At 73.1% G+C, this 17,376-nt stretch carries 14 protein-coding genes; 10 read left to right on the forward strand and 4 right to left on the reverse strand.

Going from position 1 to position 17,376, the window contains the following annotated elements; all coding sequences use genetic code 11:
* Positions 1–44 precede the first annotated feature (44 nt).
* Positions 45–869 carry a spermidine synthase gene (locus ACVW07_RS19915; protein ID WP_456820924.1) on the reverse strand — a complete coding sequence of 275 codons (825 nt, stop codon included), beginning with the start codon at positions 867–869 and terminating at the stop codon, positions 45–47.
* Between the two features lie 202 nt (positions 870–1,071).
* Between ACVW07_RS19915 and ACVW07_RS19920 the strand changes: the two genes are divergently transcribed.
* Both ACVW07_RS19920 and ACVW07_RS19925 read left to right on the forward strand, forming a co-directional pair.
* Positions 1,072–1,551, forward strand: coding sequence for an SAV_6107 family HEPN domain-containing protein (locus tag ACVW07_RS19920; protein ID WP_456820925.1), 480 nt, complete (start codon positions 1,072–1,074; stop codon positions 1,549–1,551).
* Between the two features lie 462 nt (positions 1,552–2,013).
* A complete protein-coding gene (locus tag ACVW07_RS19925; RefSeq protein ID WP_456820926.1) occupies positions 2,014–2,412 on the forward strand; it encodes a DUF3040 domain-containing protein in 399 nt (132 codons plus the stop codon).
* A 239-nt stretch (positions 2,413–2,651) separates the two neighbouring features.
* On the opposite strand, the gene ACVW07_RS19930 is transcribed toward ACVW07_RS19925, so the two are convergent.
* The 3 genes from ACVW07_RS19930 to ACVW07_RS19940 are packed head-to-tail and all read right to left on the reverse strand — an operon-like array spanning position 2,652 to position 7,227.
* A complete protein-coding gene (locus tag ACVW07_RS19930; protein ID WP_456820927.1) occupies positions 2,652–4,961 on the reverse strand; it encodes a transglutaminase family protein in 2,310 nt (769 codons plus the stop codon).
* Positions 4,958–6,226: a DUF58 domain-containing protein gene (locus ACVW07_RS19935; protein ID WP_456820928.1), complete on the reverse strand. Its 1,269-nt coding sequence runs from the start codon at positions 6,224–6,226 to the stop codon at positions 4,958–4,960. Before ACVW07_RS19935 ends, ACVW07_RS19930 begins: the two co-directional genes overlap by 4 nt.
* Positions 6,226–7,227: an AAA family ATPase gene (locus ACVW07_RS19940; RefSeq protein WP_456820929.1), complete on the reverse strand. Its 1,002-nt coding sequence runs from the start codon at positions 7,225–7,227 to the stop codon at positions 6,226–6,228. The genes ACVW07_RS19935 and ACVW07_RS19940 overlap by 1 nt, the downstream gene beginning before the upstream one ends.
* 379 nt (positions 7,228–7,606) lie before the next feature.
* Here ACVW07_RS19940 and mraZ point away from each other — a divergent pair, with 379 nt between their 5' ends.
* The 8 genes from mraZ (at position 7,607) to murD (ending at position 17,370) form a co-directional block, all read left to right on the forward strand.
* Positions 7,607–8,083 (forward strand): division/cell wall cluster transcriptional repressor MraZ, encoded by a 477-nt coding sequence (gene mraZ / locus ACVW07_RS19945; protein ID WP_456820930.1) that lies wholly within the window; start codon positions 7,607–7,609, stop codon positions 8,081–8,083.
* 218 nt (positions 8,084–8,301) lie between these two features.
* Positions 8,302–9,306, forward strand: a complete 1,005-nt coding sequence (gene rsmH / locus ACVW07_RS19950; protein ID WP_456820931.1) for a 16S rRNA (cytosine(1402)-N(4))-methyltransferase RsmH — start codon at positions 8,302–8,304, stop codon at positions 9,304–9,306.
* Positions 9,303–9,728, forward strand: coding sequence for a hypothetical protein (locus ACVW07_RS19955; RefSeq protein ID WP_456820932.1), 426 nt, complete (start codon positions 9,303–9,305; stop codon positions 9,726–9,728). Before rsmH ends, ACVW07_RS19955 begins: the two co-directional genes overlap by 4 nt.
* Before the next feature lie 56 nt (positions 9,729–9,784).
* Complete coding sequence (locus tag ACVW07_RS19960; RefSeq protein ID WP_456820933.1) at positions 9,785–11,779, forward strand: peptidoglycan D,D-transpeptidase FtsI family protein; 1,995 nt, start codon at positions 9,785–9,787, stop codon at positions 11,777–11,779.
* Positions 11,780–11,852: 73 nt separating this feature from the next.
* Positions 11,853–13,424, forward strand: coding sequence for a UDP-N-acetylmuramoyl-L-alanyl-D-glutamate--2,6-diaminopimelate ligase (locus tag ACVW07_RS19965; RefSeq protein ID WP_456820934.1), 1,572 nt, complete (start codon positions 11,853–11,855; stop codon positions 13,422–13,424).
* Positions 13,421–14,875, forward strand: coding sequence for a UDP-N-acetylmuramoyl-tripeptide--D-alanyl-D-alanine ligase (locus ACVW07_RS19970; RefSeq protein WP_456820935.1), 1,455 nt, complete (start codon positions 13,421–13,423; stop codon positions 14,873–14,875). The genes ACVW07_RS19965 and ACVW07_RS19970 overlap by 4 nt, the downstream gene beginning before the upstream one ends.
* Positions 14,872–15,954, forward strand: a complete 1,083-nt coding sequence (gene mraY, locus ACVW07_RS19975; protein WP_456820936.1) for a phospho-N-acetylmuramoyl-pentapeptide-transferase — start codon at positions 14,872–14,874, stop codon at positions 15,952–15,954. Before ACVW07_RS19970 ends, mraY begins: the two co-directional genes overlap by 4 nt.
* Complete coding sequence (murD, locus tag ACVW07_RS19980) at positions 15,955–17,370, forward strand: UDP-N-acetylmuramoyl-L-alanine--D-glutamate ligase (RefSeq protein WP_456820937.1); 1,416 nt, start codon at positions 15,955–15,957, stop codon at positions 17,368–17,370.
* Positions 17,371–17,376: the final 6 nt, after the last annotated feature.

The following is a 17,376-nucleotide window of genomic DNA, read 5'->3' on the forward strand; positions in this document are numbered from 1 at the left end:
ACCGTCTGGTGCGGCCCTCGCGTCGTTCCCGGCCGTTCGCCGGCTCAGCGGTCGGCCGACTGCGAGCCGCGGCCGGCCGACGGGTCCACCTCGGGATCCCGCAGCGCCTGCCCACCGGCACGGAATGCCAGGACGTCGGCGCCGTGGAGCAGTCGCGCCGGCGCCGGAAGGCTGCGGATCGCCCGCTCCAGCGCGGCGGACCCGAGCAGCACCGGGTCGTCGGTCGCCGCGAGCACCACGTTGCCGTACCCGCGCCCCCGCAGCAGCGCGGGCTCGGCGACCACGGCGACGTCCCTGAACACGGCAGCCAGGGTCGCGACCTCGGAACGTGTCGTCGCCAACGGTGGCCGGTCGGCGCAGTTGGCGAGGTACGCCCCGCCGGGCCGCAGGACCCGCGCGACGTCCTGGGTGAACTCGAGCGTCCGGACGTGCGCCGGGGTGGCGTCGCCCGCGAACACGTCGCGCACCACCACATCGACCGACGCCGACGCCATCGTGGTGAGCTGCTCCCGGGCGTCGCCCGCCCGGATGCGGAGCGCCGGAGCCCGGGGCAGGTCGAACCAGCCCCGGACGAGCTCGGGAAGCGTGGTGTCGAGCTCGACGGCCACCTGCAGCGAGCCCGGCCGTGTGGCGTGCACCCACCGGGCGAGCGTGCATCCGGCTGCGCCGAGGTGCACCACGGCGAGCGGCTCGCCAGGAAGGCCGATGCGGTCCACGACGGCCGCCACCTGCTGCATGTACTCGAACACGAGCCGCGTGGGATCGGCCAGGTCGAGGTAGGAGCTCGGCACGTCGTTGACCAGCACCGTGACGGCGTCCGGGTCGTCGGGGTCGACGACGAGCTCGACGGTCCCCGTCGGGATCGGCACGGGCCCCGTCGGCCAGGACGCCCGTCGTGTCGGTGGTCGCTGGGAGAGTTGCGCGCGTCGAGCACTGCGTTCACGGCCTGGCATGCGACACACGGTACGCAGCACGGACGCGCGCTCGGACCGCTGCGCTTGACGGGTCTCGAACACGTGTTCGATAGTGGGTCGACGGAATCCGCTACTGCCCCAGGGATGGAGGTACCAGATGGCACGCCAGATCCACCGACAAGGACCGGGTGCGACCCTGGGCACGGGTCCGGGAACCGCTCCGGGCTCCGATCGGGTCGCCGAGCTCTTGAGGCGTGCCGACGGGGAGCTGCTCGCCGCACAGTTCTCTCCCGAGGCGTGGGAGCAGTTCTCGCACGCGCATCTCGCGGCGCTGCGAGCGGGCGCTGCCGTCGTCGCTGCCCAGGGCCGTCCGGGCAGCCGACGCGCCCCGCGGTCGGTCTGGGAGCTGCTCGACGTCGTCGCGCCCGAGCTCGCGCGCTGGTCCGCCTCCTTTGCGGCCGCTGCGACGCTACGTTCGGCCGTCGATGCCGGGCGGTTCGACGTGATCTCTCCCGAGCGTGCCGAGCAGGCGGTGTGCGACGCCGAGGACTTCGTCGACGCTGCTCGCGCCATGCTCCAGCTGGGCTCCGCCACCGGGGGCTGGGCTCCCGGGAGGGTCGCCGCCGACGCGTCCTGAGGAACCAGTACGGCAGGTGCTCCGACGCGGGACCGGCGTTGAGCTCGGCGCGGCCGGTCCGCACGCACGCCGCGCGTCCGACCGCCGGACACTCACCCGTTCGCTCCGGCTCTCCAACCCACGCGCAGGGAGCAGGGGGTGGATCTCGTCGCGCGCGAGTCTTTCACCCATGGCGATCTCGGAGGGCGGCCGGTGCGGTTCGTGGGAGACGGGAGTCGACGCGTTGCCGCGGGTATCTGTCCTGGTCCGGCGATCGACCCCGGGCCAGGCGACGGGCGAGCCGCCCGCCACGCACCGGGATGCCCGTCGTGTGTCGGCGTGGGCTCGTGGCCGGTCCGGGGCCGCAGCGGTCCAGACAGGCCCTCGAAGGGTGTGTCTGCAGGTCCGTTCGACTACCACCATCGTTCCCGCCGATCTATCCTGAACCCGTCATGGGTTTTCCTTGGTGCAACGGGGGTCAGGATGCCTCTCTCCGAGTACGAGCAGCGCGTACTTGAGCAGATGGAGCGCCAGCTGACGTCTGACGACCCTCGGCTCGCGAACACGCTGACGCAACGCGGGCGACGCCCGTTCGGCCGTTACGCGATCGCAGGGACTGGAGCGGTCGTCGGTCTGCTCGTTCTCGTGCTCGGTGCTGCGAACAGCACGGCATGGCTGGGTGTGATCGGGTTCGTCGTGATGTTCGCGGCTGTCGCGTTCGCCTTCGCGAAGCCACGCAGCGCGGCGCGTCGCGGGCCTCAGGGCACCGTGCAGCCGGACGGCGCCATCAAGCCCTCGGCAGCGTCACGTCCGAAGAAGGCCGGCCTCATGGCGCGGCTCGAAGAGCGCTGGGACCGTCGCCGCGGCGAGAGCGGCCGCTGACCTGAATCGCGACGACCGCCGGCACGACGACGTGCCGGCGGTCGCCTGAACTGTTCCGACACTCCGGCGCCCGGACGTTGCCTTGGTCGCCGGATCGGCTCAGCCGGTGACGACGCACCGTGCTGGGCCTCGACCGCCGCGGCACGGAGCAGCCCCACGGAGCCGTGCGCCGGACGGACGTCGCACCGGCAGGCTGTGGGCGATCCGCGCCGCAGCGCCTGGGGACAGGTCGCTGGGGGTCAGGTCGTGCGGGAGGCGGCGTCGGTCCCCGCAGGCTCGCCGGCCGCGGCCGGGCGCTCCTTGAGGTGCGCCTCGACCCCGCCGACGAGCTCCACGACCCACTGGTCGAGCTGATCCGGATCGAAGTCGATGGGCTCACGTGCGTACCGTTCGTGCTCGACGGTGCGGGCGAGCGAGACCAGCGCGGCCTCGGGTGGTCCGCTCAGTGCCGCACCCGAGACGGTGCGCAGCTGGTCCTGCACGGTGATGACGGCGCCACGGGGAGTCGTCGAGTCGGTCCAGGTGAGGCCGCGGTTCGCGAGTCCGCGCCGGGCCCGCAGCCAGGCCCTCTCGGGCGTCAGGTCGGCCCGGGTCCGGGTCCGGCGCCGCGCGACGGTGAGGCCGAGGATGCCCGCGATCAGGACGAAGCCGGCGACCACGCCCACGGTCACCCAGTCGTTGTCGGTCGACTGCGGGGCACTGGTGGCCGGCGCACCGCCCTGCTGGGTCGCTGCGACCGACGGCGCCACGCCGCTGGGCACAGCCTCGGAGGGCTGGCTGCCGGGCTGCGAGATCGCGGTGAACGGGTCGCTCCAGATCGGGGGTGCGCCGGTCTGCACGGCAGGGGTCGGCTCGAAGCGGACCCAGCCGGAGCCCTCGAAGTAGAGCTCGGGCCAGGCGTGCGACTTGCGTCCGGTGACGACGTACTGCCCGTCACCGTCGTTGTCCCCAGGCAGGAACCCGACGCCCACGCGTGCGGGGATACCGAGGGTGCGGGCGAGCACCGCCATCGATGTGGCGAACTGGACGCAGTAACCGCGTCGCGACCGGAGGAAGTCCCATACGGCGTCGGTGCTGCGGGCGGGCGCGACCCGGGTGTCGTACGCGAAGTTGGTGTCCGCGCGGAAGTACGACTGCAGGTCCATGGCCTGCTCGTACGGTGTCGTCGCGTCCTGCGTCAGCTCCCGGGCCAGGGCGGCGATGTCGTCGGAGTGGGACGTGGTCGGGACGGTGAGCGACGCCCCGTCGTCGCCCGGGTCGCCGATCTCCTCATCCGCCAGCTCGTCGGCCGTCAGCGCGGGGACCTGGACGACCATCGCGTAGTGCATCCCGTCGAACGTGCTGCGCTGGCCCACGACCTCGTCGCGCAGCTCGTCGTATCCCCAGGCTCCACCCACGTCGACCGTCCGGGGAAAGGTGCTGACCGGCAGGTGCCGCTCGCGCAGCGAGCCGACCTCGATCTGCACCGTCGCGAGCGTGCCCCGCGAGGCGTCCGGCGCGCTGCCGCGGATGGTGCGGTCGGACGTCAGGAGCTCGTCGCGGTCCCACGCGGTGCTCGTATCACCGTCGTCACGCTGCCAGCTCTGCCCGTCGAACGACGTGAGGGTGAACGCCCGCAGCGGGCCCACGAGCCGCGCGGTGACGGTCTCGACGGGGTCGGCCGACGCACTCGGCGACGGTTCGTCGGGCGCAGGCGCGAGCGAGGGCTCGACGCCGTCGGCGCCCTCGACCGTGTAGCGCAGCACCACCTGGCCCGACCGCGTGCCGAGGCTCTCCCGCAGATCGAGGCTGTCGCTGAGCTGCAGCGGACCGACCGGGCCGGTGCCGAAGTCCGGCAGGCTCAGGGACGCCCATCCCGGCAGGGCCGCGACGACCGGGCCGGCGACCAGGGTGGCCACGACGACGGCGGCGGCGCAGACCACGGCGGTGCCGACCCGCCGGCCCCCGTCGCTGTGCGCCGCTGCCGGTGCCGCGCTCAGGGCGAGGAGAAGGAGGTAGGCGAGGCCGGACCACGCCAGCGCCCACGGGCTCGCCGGGAAACCGAGGACCACGGCGGGGAACCAGAGCGTGACCAGGACGAGACCGGCCCACGCGGGTGAGCCGAGCCCGACCGCGACCAGGTCGGAGACGAGCAGCACGGCCAGCGCGCCCGTCACGACGAGGAGCTCGGCCGGACGGATGCCCGGCATCGGGACGAGCGACTGGTTGATGACGGTGAACCCCTCGCGGGCCGTCGCCATCGTCCGCTCGAGCGCACCGACGTCGGGCAGCACCTGGATCCGTCCCGGGGGAGCGCCGTACCGGACCACGAGGCCGGCGACCGAGACGAGGAGCCCTGCGAGCGTCGGTGCCCACCAGGAGCGCGTCACGGACCGGACGCCGGCGCACACGGCGGCGACGAGGACGATCGCGACCCAGGCCCTGACGAGCCACGTCGTGCCGTCGATGAGGCCGGTGAGGGCCAGCAGGCTCGCACCGGTGGCGACGCCGCACAGCCCGGTCGCCACCGTGGCGCGGGGGCCCCGAGGGATCCGAGCGCGCGCGGTCATCGCACGCTCCCGAGCAGGCGGAGCCAGCACGCCACGATGTCCTCACCGGGGACGACGACGCAGGCCCGCCAGCCGGCCCTGTGCAGGGCGTGCACGGTGTGTTCGGCCTCGCGCTGCTGGCCGGGGTGGGATCCCTCGGCACGGACGACTGCCCAGCCCTGAGCGGTGTCTGCGACGTGCGCGAGCGCGGCCCGGGCGGTCGCACCGAGCGGTCCCAGGACGGCCAGGACGATCTCGCCACCCGCGTCGGTGCTCTCGAGGAGGTGCGCCGCCGCGACGAGCTCTGCGTCGGCCTGCTCCACGGAGCGCGGCAGCTCCAGGTCGACCGTGCGGTCCAGGAGGGCGGCGCGTACCGACGGTCCGGTGCGGGCATGCACGAACCCGACGGAGGACCGGCCGGCACTGCCCGTACCGGCCTGCGAGGCGGAACCGCCGACCATGCGGACGGGATGCCCTGCGTCCAGCATCGCGAGCGCCATCGACGAGGCGAGCGAGATGGTCCACTCCAGGGCCGCAGGCCTCGCCGGGAGGTCGAGGAGGACCGAGACCGGCCGCATCCCCGCACGCTCGTCCGACCGGACCATCAGCGCCCCTCGGCGGGCGCTGCTGCTCCAGTGCACACGCCGCAGGTCGTCACCCTCGCGGTAGTCGCGCAGCGAGGCGTCGTCGGTGGACGGGGTGCGCGCGCCGAGCGCGACGCGGTCGGGCTCGCCGACGAGGACGTCGGACGGCGTGGGCAGGGGCACCACGGCGGGCCACACGACGACCTCGGCCGGGTCGCCGAGGGTTGCCGACGTCCGGGCGACGCCGAACGGGTCCGTGCGCGTCACCACGAGCGGGCCGAGCGGCCAGCGCCCCCGGCGGGCGGCCTGGACGGTGTAGCTGACGGCGACGCGCTGCGAGCTGCGGGTGACGCGGGCCCGCAGCGGCCGCCCCGCGGAGAGCTCGGTGGCGGCCTGCTCGGCGAAGCGCAGGCCGGCGAGCCGCACGCGGGCCGCCTGGTCGGCGGCGGTGATGACCACCTCGACCCGCGCCTCGTCGCCGGCGTGCACGGGGTTGGGGGTCGTGCTGCGCATGATCGAGAGGCGGTGCCGACCGCGGCCCGGATCGAGCATGCCGACGCCGATCGCCGCTCCGACGACGAGAAGCAGCGCGAGCGACCCGATCCGTACGAGGTCGACCGCACCGAGGAACACGCCGACCAGCAGCACGAGGATGCCCGCGAACCCGAGCCCCCAGCCACGGGCGGTGGGTCGGAGACGCATCAGCCGGTCGCGCGACGGGCGCGCGCCGTCCCGACGCTCACCGGGAGCGGGATCCGCTCGACGATCTCCGCCACGATGTCCGACGTGCTGCGCCCCGAGAGGCGGGACTCGGTGCTGGGCAGCAGCCGGTGCGCGAGCACCGGCTCGGCGAGCTGCTGCACGTCGTCGGGCAGCACGTGGTCGCGACCGCCGATGGCGGCGAGCGCCTTCGCGGCCCGCAGCAGCTGGATCGCGGCGCGCGGGGAGGCGCCCAGTCGCAGCCCGTGGTCGTCGCGCGTGGCGGTGACCAGGTCGACGACGTACCGCTTGACCGAGGGTGCCGCGTACAGGCGGCGGGCCGTGTCGATGAGCGCGCCGATGGCGGCCGCGTCCGTCACGGGGCGCAGCTGGTCGAGGGGGTCGGAGGTCTCCTGCAGGTCGAGCATGTCCAGCTCGGCGTCGATGCTCGGGTAGCCGACCGTGAGCCGCGCCATGAAGCGGTCGCGCTGCGCCTCGGGGAGCGGGTACGTGCCCTCCATCTCCACGGGGTTCTGTGTCGCCACGACGAGGAACGGGCGCGGCAGGGGGTACGTGCGGCCGTCGACGGTGGCCTGCGCCTCCTGCATGCACTCGAGGAGCGCCGACTGGGTCTTCGGGGACGCGCGGTTGATCTCGTCGCCGATCACCACGTGCGCGAACACCGGCCCTGGTCGGAACTCGAACTCGTGCGTCTGCGTGCGGTAGATGTTGACGCCCGTGAGGTCGCTCGGCAGCAGGTCCGGCGTGAACTGGATCCGGCCCACCGAGCAGTCGATCGTCCGGGCGAGCGCCTTGGCGAGGGTCGTCTTGCCGACACCCGGGACGTCCTCGAGCAGCAGGTGACCCTCGGCGAGCAGCACGGCGAGAGTGGTGCGGACGAGCTCGGGCCGCCCGGTCATCACCGTCTCGATGCCCGCTTGCATCCGGGTCGTGGTGTCGACGACGTCGTCGAGCTCGCTCGACGACGGCACGGCCTGCAGCATGGCGCCTCCCTTGGCGGAACTGTGACGAGCCTAAGCGAAGGGCGGGCCCGAGGTACCCACGTCCCCTCCACTTCGCCCCACCACGGACGTGCGTCGCGCCCGCGGCAGCACGCAGCGTGCCGGTCGAGCGTCCTGTTCGTCCAGGAGCGTCCGGTCTTGCACGTTCCCGACACGCCCGCGCGCCCCGGGGAGCCGACTGGCCCTCCACTTCACTCCACCGCCGTGACCTGCGCGTTTATGGTGAAGAGCGGGTGAAAAGGGGTCTTTCCCAAGTGGCCGGTGGAGGGAAGTGGAGTACCGTGGAGGCACGTGGTGAGGCGGGGGGTGCAGCACCTCGACCGGCACGCGACCTGCACGTGACACCTGGGAGGGAGGCGGGGTGACGCATGACGCGTCCGTCGGCTTCGTGGGGTCGTTCGCGCCCTTCCTCGGTACCTACACACCGCGCCTCGACGAGAAGGGGCGGCTCATCCTTCCGGCCAAGTTCCGCGGTCAGCTCGCTCCGGGGCTGGTCATGACACGCGGACAGGAGCGGTGCCTCTTCCTGCTGCCGATGGACGAGTTCCGCCGCATGCACGACCAGCTCCGACAGGCGCCGGTCACCAGCAAGCAGGCCCGCGACTACCTGCGCGTGTTCCTGTCGGGCGCGAGCGACGAGCTCCCGGACCGACAGGGCCGCATCTCGATCCCGCCGATGCTGCGCAGGTACGCCGGGCTCGACCGCGACGTCGCCGTCATCGGAGCGGGCACGCGGGTCGAGATCTGGGACCTCGAGGCATGGGAGACGTACCTCGCGGAGCAGGAGGCCGGCTATGCCGACACCGCTGAGGAGGTCTTCCCGAACGGCCCGTTCTGACCGCACGCGTGACCGCCTGCTCGCACTCGCACAGCACCTGCCCGACCGCACGACCCGCAGCACCGTCCAGCACGTAGGCCGAGCTCCCGTCCGACGAGACCTCCTCCCGTCCTCCTGACGCACTTCCCCGGCGTCAGAGGGTCGGTGGGGGATCTGGTCGGACGGCGCAGGGGCCGCCCGACCACGCACCTGTCCGGCACCGTACGAGAGGAGCAGACATGACCGACGACGCCGCCACCCGGCACACGCCCGTGCTGCTCCGGCGTTGCCTCGAGCTGCTCGAGCCCGCGCTCGCCGCGGACGGGGCCGTCATGGTCGACTCGACGCTCGGCATGGGCGGTCACACCGAGGGCGTGCTGCGGGCGTTCCCGCACGTGCGTGTCGTGGGGCTCGACCGGGACACGCAGGCGCTCGACCTCGCGGGCCGTCGGCTCGCGCCGTTCGGCGACCGCTTCATGCCGGTGCACGCCGTCTACGACGAGATCGCCGACGTCCTCGACCGGCTCGGCATCGCGCAGGTGCAGGGCGTCCTGATGGACCTCGGCGTCTCCTCGCTGCAGCTCGACGAGACCGAACGCGGCTTCTCCTACGCGCAGGACGCGCCGCTGGACATGCGGATGGACGCCACAGGCGGAGGCCCGACCGCCGCGGACGTCGTCAACGGCTACGACGAGCGCGAGCTCGCCCGCATCCTGCGCGTCTACGGCGAGGAGCGGTTCGCCCCGCGCATCGCCCGGAACATCGTCCGCGCGAGATCCACGGCGCCGCTGACCCGCACGGGGGAGCTCGTGGACCTCCTCCGGGCGAGCATCCCCGCAGCGACCCGCAAGACGGGCGGTCACCCGGCCAAGCGCACGTTCCAGGCCCTGCGCATCGAGGTGAACGGCGAGCTGGAGGTTCTCGAGCGCGCCGTGCCCGCGTCGATCGAGACGCTCGCCGTCGGTGGCCGCATCGTCGTCGAGGCGTACCAGTCGCTCGAGGACCGGATCGTCAAACGCGCGTTCGCGGCCGGTGCCACGTCGAGCGCCCCGCCCGACCTGCCGGTCGAGCCCGCCACGCACGCGCCGTACCTGCGGCTCGTCACCCGGGGGGCCGAGGAGGCCGACGAGGCCGAGCTCGCCCGCAACCCCCGCTCACAGTCCGTCCGTCTCCGGGCGGCCGAGCGGATCCGTCCCACCCCCGACCACATGCGTGGTCCCCAGCCAGGCAGGAGGGCAGCATGAGCGCTCAGTCGGCAGCCCGTACCAGCGCCGCGCGCGCCTACCCGGCACCCGCACGTCCCCGTCCGGAGCAGAGCCCGACTCCTCGGCTCCTGCTCGTCCGCGCGCCGCAGACCACCCGGACACGCGTGCCGTTCGTGCTCGCGTGCATGGCGGTCCTCGCCGGGGCGCTGCTGTCGGCGCTGCTGCTGAACACGCAGATGGCGCAGGGCTCCTACGAGCAGTACCGCCTCGCGAACGAGCTCGGGCGGCTGAACCAGGACCAGAAGGACCTGGTCGCCGAGCTCGACCGCAAGGCGGCCCCGGCGCAGCTCGCCGACGCAGCGCAGGCACTCGGCATGGTGCCCGCCGACGGCACCGGCTGGGTCTCTCTCGCCGACGGCACCGTGCAGGGGGCGCCGGCACCCGCCGGAGCCGGCGGATGACGACGCCGGTCGGCGGGTCGACACGGTCTTCGCCGCGCGCCCCGCACACTGGGCGGATGCCCGCCGACCGACCGTCCGGAGCCACCCGCGCCCCGAGCGGGGCCCGCGCGGCCACCAGAGCCGACCCGGAGGGGTCCGGCACGCCGCTGGTCCCGCGTGCCCGGACCGGCGCCACCGGGAGCGCCGGCAGGACCGGGACCCGCACACCCGGTGCCGGTGGCCGGGCACCGGGCTCGGACGTCGTCCCCGGGCGCCGGCCGGCCGGCCGGGTGCGGGCGGCGGCCGCCGGCGTACCGACTCCGCAGGGCCGCCCCTTGCCCGTCCGCTCGGGTGCACGGGGTCGGATGGCCTTCCTGACCATCGCGATCGTCGTCGTCATCGGTGTGTTCGCCGCGCGCCTGGTGTGGGTGCAGGGCCTCCGAGGCCCGGAGATCGCCGCACAGGCGCGCGAGGCGCGGCTGCTCTCCTTCACGCAGCTCGGCACCCGCGGCCAGATCACCGACGCGAACGGTGTGGCGCTCGCGGCGTCGGTCGAGCGCTACGACATCTCGGTGAACCAGAAGCTCATCGGGACCTTCAGGAGCACCGGGACGCCTGCCGTGCCCGACGGTGCGGCCGGCGCCGCGGCCAGGCTCGCACCGCTGCTCGACATGGGCGCCGCGGAGCTGGGCGGCATGCTCGTGGGTGACCGTTCCTTCAAGTACATCCGCAAGGGCGTCCTCCCCGACGTGGCTCGGCAGATCCACGAGCTGCGCCTGCCGGGCATCTACGTCGACAAGGTCGCCGAGCGCGTCTATCCGAACGGGAACCTGGCCGGGAACGTCATCGGCTACGTGAACTCCTCCGGGTCCGGCCTGGCCGGGCTGGAGCGGTCGCTCGACGACAGGCTGAAGGGGACGGCCGGCTCCGAGACGTACGAGAGCGGGATCCACGGCCAGGCGATCCCGGGCGGCTACTCCAAGGAAGAGCCCGCGAAGCAGGGCGACTCCGTCCAGCTGACCCTGCACTCCGACGTCCAGTGGAAGGCGCAGCAGGCGCTCACGGCGCAGGTGGCCGCGACCGGGGCGGACTCGGGCTCGATCATCGTGATGGACACGCGGACGGGCGAGATCTACGCCCTGGCCGACTCGAACACGGTCGACCCCAACCACCCCGGCGAGTCCAAGGGGTCGCTGTCGAGCGCCGTCTCCGACGTGTTCGAGCCGGGCTCCACCGGCAAGGTCGTCACCATGTCGGCGATCCTGGAGAACCACGTGGCCACGCCCACCGACCAGTGGCAGGTGCCGTACACGTACTCGCCGGACGGCCACGAGACGTTCAAGGACTCCCACGAGCACGGGGTGCTGAACCTGACGACGACCGGCGTGCTCGCCGAGTCCTCGAACACCGGCACGGTGATGATCGGCCAGCAGCTGCCCGTGCAGACCCGCTATGACTACCTGGCGAAGTTCGGCTTCGGGTCCAGGACGGGCATCGAGATGCCCAACGAGTCCGCGGGCCAGCTCCATCCCGTCGAGGACTGGCAGCGCCGCGACAAGTTCGCCGTGCTGTTCGGCCAGTCGGTGTCGGTCACGGCGGTCCAGGCGGTCCAGGTGTTCGCGACGATCGCGAACGACGGGGTCCGGGTGCAGCCGCACATCATCAAGGGCTGGACGTCGGCGGACGGCACCTATACCCCCACCGCGGCCGCACCGACCACCCAGGTCGTCTCGCGGGAGACGGCCGAGACCGTCCTGACGATGATGGGCAGCGTCGTCGACGACGGCACGGGCGCGAGCGCCGCGATCCCCGGGTACCAGGTCGCCGGCAAGACGGGGACCGCACAGAACTGGGTCGACGGCGTGCAGGGCATCACCGCGTCGTTCATCGGCGTCGCGCCGGCGGACGACCCGAGGATCGCCGTGGCCGTCATCCTGCACAACCCGCGGTCGTCCATCTACGGCGGGACGGTCGCGGCACCGGTGTTCAGCGACGTCGCCGGCTACGCGTTGGGCGACCTGGGCGTGGCGCCGTCCGGGGCGACGACGCACCTGTTCCCGACGACGTGGTGACGTCGGTGGCGGGGGTCCGCGCACGGCCCCCCGGACGGCCGTGGGCCGCGTGCCTGCACGGTAGATTCTCCCCATGACGTCCCCGGTCCGGATGCGCCCAGAGCATCCCGTCGCCCACCGGGTGACTGATCTGCTGAGCGTGTTCTCGCTGGTGAGCGCCGGTCGTCCGGTCGACCCTGACGTCAGCTTCACCGGTGTGACGGTGGCGAGCAGCGAGGTCGTGCCCGGTGACCTGTTCGTCGCGGTCCCGGGGCTCAAGGTGCACGGTGCGGCGTACGCGGCCCAGGCCGTCGAGGCAGGCGCCGTCGCGGTGCTGACCGACCCGGTCGGGGCAGAACAGGTCGTCCACCTCGACGTCCCCCTGCTGGTCACGGCCGATCCGCGCGCGTTGGCGGGCCGGGTGGCCGCATGGGCCTATGGGGAGCCGGCGACCGAGATGGTGACCGTCGGCGTCACGGGCACCAACGGCAAGACCACGACGACCTACTTCGTCGACGCGGCGCTGCGGGCGGCGCACGCCCTGACGGCGTTGCTGGGCACGGTCGAGCTGCGGATCGGCGAGCAGGCCGTCGAGAGCCCTCGCACCACGGTCGAGGCGCCGGCGCTCCAGGCCATCCTCGCCCTCGCCCGTGAGCGCGGCGCCACCGCAGTCGCGATGGAGGTGTCGTCGCACGCGCTCGCCCTGGGTCGGGTGCAGGGGCTCACCTTCGACGTCGCCGGGTTCGCCAACCTGCAGCGCGACCACCTGGACTTCCACGGCGACATGGAGGGCTACTTCCGGGACAAGTCCCGCCTCTTCGCGGCGGGTCAGGCCCGTCGGGGCGTCGTGGTCGTCGACGACGAGTGGGGTCGTCGCCTCGTGGAGGAGTCCCCGATCCCCGTCGAGTCGGTGGCCACCCGCGTCGGGACGGACGTCACGGCGGACTGGACGGTGGTCGCGGCCGACATCGGGCTCGACGGTGTCGGTTCGTCCTTCGTGCTGCGAGGGCCCGACGGCGTGGACCACGCCGCGGCGAGCCCGCTCCCGGGTCTCGTCAACGTCTCGAACGCGGCGCTGGCGATCGTCCTCGCGCACGCCGCGGGCGTGGACCTCGACGTCGTCATCGACGCCGTGGCCCACGCGCGCGAGATCCCCGGCCGCATGGAGCGTGTCATCGAGCGGGACGACCGCTGGCCCCTCGCCCTCGTCGACTACGCGCACACCCCCGACGCGCTCGTGCTGGCGCTCGAGGCGGTGCGCCCGATCACGCCCGGACGGCTCGTGCTCGTGTTCGGCTCGGACGGCGACCGGGACCAGGGGAAGCGCCCGATCATGGGTGAGATCGCCGCGCGGCTCGCGGACGTGATCGTCGTCACCGACGAGAACCCCCGTTCCGAGCAGCCGGAGGCCATCCGGTCCGCCATCCTCGACGGGGTGCGGGCGGTCCGTCCGCACCTGACCGACGTGCACGAGGCGGCGAGCCGTACCCAGGCGATCCGCGACGCCCTGTCCCTCGCCACCGCGAGGGACACCGTGATCATCACGGGCAAGGGCCACGAACCGACACAGGAGATCGCCGGCGTGTTCCACCGGTACAACGACCGTGACGTGCTCCAGGCCGCCTGTGCGGGCGAGGCCGACGAGCGGGCGGAGCAGCACGCGTGATCGCACTCACGGCGGCCGAGATCGCGGCCGCGACAGGCGGCGTGCTGCACGCCGAGCCGGACACCGACCCTGCGTCGCTGCTGGTGAGCGGCCCCGTCGTGGTCGACTCGCGCGAGGTCCTGCCGGGTGGCCTGTTCGTGGCCCTGCCCGGCGAGCACGTGGACGGGCACGACTTCGCTGCGAGGGCGGTCGGCGCAGGTGCGGCGCTCGTGCTCGCGAACCGTGAGCTGCGCGACGGTGAGGTGGTGCTCCCCACTGTCGTCGTCGACGACGTCCAGGTGGCCCTCGGTGAGCTCGCCCGGACCGTCCTCGAGCGGCTCCGTGAGGCGGCGCTCGAACCGGGAGGCAGCGGGCTGCGAGTCGTCGGCGTCACCGGCTCGGTCGGGAAGACGACGACGAAGGACCTCCTCGCGCAGCTGTGCGGCAGCGTCGGCCCGACCATCGCACCTGTGAGGTCGTTCAACAACGAGATCGGCCTGCCGCTGACCGTCCTGCGGGCGGACGAGTCGACCCGGTTCCTCGTGCTCGAGATGGGGGCGAGCGGCCTCGGCCACCTGACCTACCTGACGCGCATCGCACCTCCCGACGTGGCGGTCGTGCTCGTGGTCGGACAGGCGCACATCGGCGAGTTCGGCGGGATCGAGGCGGTCGCCCGGGCGAAGTCGGAGATCGTCGCGGGCCTGGTGCCGGGTGGCGTCGCCGTCCTCAACGGCGACGACCTCAGGGTCCGGGCCATGGCGGAGCTCGCACCCGCGGACGTCGTGCTGTTCGGCGAGGCGTCGGACGCAGTCGTCCGCGCGCGCGACGTACGGCTCGACCGGAGCGGGCGGCCGAGGTTCACGCTGGTGGTGCGCACGCCCGAGGGCGAGGAGCTCGCCGACGTCGAGCTGCGCCTGGTGGGCGAGCACCACGTGCACAACGCGCTCGCCGCGGCGGCGGCGGCACGCTCGGTCGGGCTGACCACGACCGAGGTGGCTGCGGGCCTGACGGCGGCGGACGCGCTGAGCCCGCACCGCATGCACGTCGTGGACCGCCCCGACGGCGTGACGGTCGTCGACGACTCGTACAACGCGAACCCGGACTCCATGCGGGCCGCGCTCAAGGCGCTCGCCGTCCTGGCGGGCCAGGACCGCCGCTCCGTCGCGGTCCTGGGCGAGATGCTCGAGCTCGGGCCCGGCTCCCGGGAGGCGCACGACCAGATCGGCCGGCTCGTGGTCCGGCTCAACATCGGTCTCACTGTCGTCGTCGGGGAGGGTGCCCGTGCGATCCGCGACGGCGCCAACCACGAGGGCTCCTGGGGTGACGAGGTGGTCCTCGCGGACGATCTCGAGACCGCCGGACGCTTCCTGGAGCAGGAGCTGCGCCCGGGCGACGTCGTGCTGGTCAAGTCCTCGTACGACGCGGGCCTGTGGCAGCTGGGTGACCGGCTGGTGGGGGAGGCCGTCACGTGAGGGCGGTCCTGCTCGCCGGCGGCCTCTCGATGCTCATCGCGCTGCTCGGCACACCGCTGTTCATCCGGTTCCTGGTCCGCAAGCAGTACGGCCAGTTCATCCGGCAGGACGGACCGACCGCCCACTTCACCAAGCGTGGCACCCCCACCATGGGCGGCGTCGTCATCATCGGCGCGACCGTCGTCGGCTGGGCAGGCGCACTGCTGGTGACCGGCACGCCGCCGCGGGCGTCGGCCGTGCTCGTCCTGTTCCTCATGACGGGGCTGGGGGTCGTCGGGTTCCTCGACGACTACATCAAGATCTCCCGGCAGCGCAGCCTGGGCCTGAAGGCACGATGGAAGATCGTCGGGCAGGGCGTCGTCGGCGTGACGTTCGCGGTGGCCGCGCTGCAGTTCGCGAACAGCACGTTCCGTACGCCCGCGTCGACCCGGATCTCCTTCATCCGCGACACGAACGTCGACCTCGCGTTCGCCGGGGCGACGGTGGCTCTGCTGCTGTTCGTCCTCTGGGCGAACTTCCTGATCACCGCGTGGTCGAACGCGGTGAACCTCACCGACGGCCTGGACGGCCTCGCGACCGGGGTGTCGCTCATCGTGTTCGGCGCGTACGTCATCATCGGCGTGTGGCAGTTCAACCAGACCTGCCAGGAGCTCGCCTCGGCCGGTCCCCGCTGCTACGAGGCACGTGACCCGCTGTCGTTGGCGGTCGTCGCCGCCGCGATCACCGGTGCCTGCTTCGGCTTCCTGTGGTGGAACGCGAGCCCGGCGAAGATCTTCATGGGCGACACCGGGTCGCTCGCCCTCGGCGGTGCGCTCGCCGGCCTGTCGATCGTGTCCCGCACCGAGATCCTCGCGGCCATCATCGGCGGCCTGTTCGTCCTCGAGGTCCTCTCGGACGTCATCCAGATCGGGTTCTTCCGGATGACCGGGAGACGGGTCTTCAAGATGGCGCCGTTGCACCACCACTTCGAGCTGCAGGGCTGGGGTGAGGTCACCATCGTGATCCGCTTCTGGATCATCGCGGGGTTGTTCGTGGCACTCGGGGTGGGGATCTTCTACGCCGAGTGGGTGGCGGGCTAGATGGCGGCCCTCGACCTCGACGGCGCACACGTCGTCGTCGCGGGGCTCGGCGTCACCGGCCGTGCGGCAGCGGACGTCCTCGCGTCCGAGGGCGCCCGCGTGGTGCCTGTCGACGACGCCGCGGACGACGTCATCGGTGCGGAGGAGTTCCTGGCGGGAGCCGGGCTCGACCGGGCTGATCTCGTCGTGGCGTCACCCGGCCTGCCCCCGCACCACCCGCTGCTCACGGCCGCCCTCGGACGCGGGTTGCCGGTCTGGAGCGAGGTCGAGCTCGCCTGGCGGCTGCGCGCTTCCCGACCGAACGGCCACGCGCCGTGGCTCGCGGTCACGGGGACCAACGGCAAGACGACCACGGTCGGCATGCTCGAGGCGATCCTGCAGGCCGGGGGCGAGCGTGCGTCGGCCGTCGGCAACGTGGGGACGCCGGTCGTGCTCGCGGCCACCGACCCTGCGCTCGACGTCCTCGCGGTGGAGCTGTCGAGCTTCCAGCTGCACTTCACGCACACGATGTCTGCCCAGGCCGCGGCCGTCCTCAACGTCGCGCCCGACCACCTCGACTGGCACGGCTCGTTCGACGCCTACGCCGGCGACAAGGGCCGGATCTTCGAGCGCGCACAGCTCGCCTGCGTCTACAACGTGGCGGATCCCCGCACCGCGGACCTCGTCCGGGGGGTCGACGTCGTCGACGGGGCGCTCGCGGTCGGCTTCACGCTCGGCACGCCCGCTGTCGGGCAGGTCGGTCTCGTCGAGGACGTCCTCGTCGACCGCGGGTTCACCCGACTGCGGCACACGCACGCCGCGGAGCTCGGCACCCTCGGCGACCTGGAGCGGCTCGCGGGCCCGGACGGGACCGTGCCCCCGCACGTCGTCGCCGACGCCCTGGCCGCGGCCGCCCTCGCCCTCGCGCACGGCGTCGACCCCGCCGCTGTCCGCGCAGGGCTGCGGGCCTACGAGCCCGGGGCGCACAGGATCTCGCGGGTCGCGACCGTCGACGACGTGGCCTTCGTGGACGACTCCAAGGCGACCAACGCCCATGCGGCCGCGGCGTCGCTGGCGTCGTTCCCGGAGCGTTCGGTGGTCTGGGTGGCCGGCGGCCTCGCCAAGGGAGCCCAGTTCGACGACCTCGTGCGGAGCCGCCGTGACCGCCTCCGGGCCGTCGTGCTGATCGGGACCGACCGGGCGCCGTTGCGCGACGCGCTCGCCCGACACGCACCGGACATCCCGGTCGTCGAGGTCGACGCCGGTGACACTGGGGCGGTGATGACCCGTGCCGTGCAGGAGGCCCGCCGCCTGGCGGTCGCCGGGTCGAGCGTGCTGCTCGCGCCGGCGTGCGCGTCGATGGACCAGTTCGCGTCGTACGCCGTCCGGGGTGAGGAGTTCGCCGCCGCCGTGCGTGCGCTCGGCGAGGGTGCGTGACCCGCC

Source organism: Cellulomonas sp. URHB0016 (assembly GCF_054057935.1).

What these genes read in the sequence shown, in the direction of transcription:
- ACVW07_RS19955 (WP_456820932.1), top strand. Translation starts at nt 9,303, where the DNA reads ATGAGCGCTCAGTCGGCAGCCCGTACCAGCGCCGCGCGCGCCTACCCG.
- ACVW07_RS19920 (WP_456820925.1), top strand. Translation starts at nt 1,072, where the DNA reads ATGGCACGCCAGATCCACCGACAAGGACCGGGTGCGACCCTGGGCACG.
- ACVW07_RS19940 (WP_456820929.1), bottom strand. Translation starts at nt 7,227, where the DNA reads ATGCTGCAGGCCGTGCCGTCGTCGAGCGAGCTCGACGACGTCGTCGAC.
- ACVW07_RS19960 (WP_456820933.1), top strand. Translation starts at nt 9,785, where the DNA reads ATGCCCGCCGACCGACCGTCCGGAGCCACCCGCGCCCCGAGCGGGGCC.
- ACVW07_RS19965 (WP_456820934.1), top strand. Translation starts at nt 11,853, where the DNA reads ATGACGTCCCCGGTCCGGATGCGCCCAGAGCATCCCGTCGCCCACCGG.
- murD (WP_456820937.1), top strand. Translation starts at nt 15,955, where the DNA reads ATGGCGGCCCTCGACCTCGACGGCGCACACGTCGTCGTCGCGGGGCTC.
- ACVW07_RS19935 (WP_456820928.1), bottom strand. Translation starts at nt 6,226, where the DNA reads ATGCGTCTCCGACCCACCGCCCGTGGCTGGGGGCTCGGGTTCGCGGGC.
- ACVW07_RS19930 (WP_456820927.1), bottom strand. Translation starts at nt 4,961, where the DNA reads ATGACCGCGCGCGCTCGGATCCCTCGGGGCCCCCGCGCCACGGTGGCG.
- ACVW07_RS19925 (WP_456820926.1), top strand. Translation starts at nt 2,014, where the DNA reads ATGCCTCTCTCCGAGTACGAGCAGCGCGTACTTGAGCAGATGGAGCGC.
- rsmH (WP_456820931.1), top strand. Translation starts at nt 8,302, where the DNA reads ATGACCGACGACGCCGCCACCCGGCACACGCCCGTGCTGCTCCGGCGT.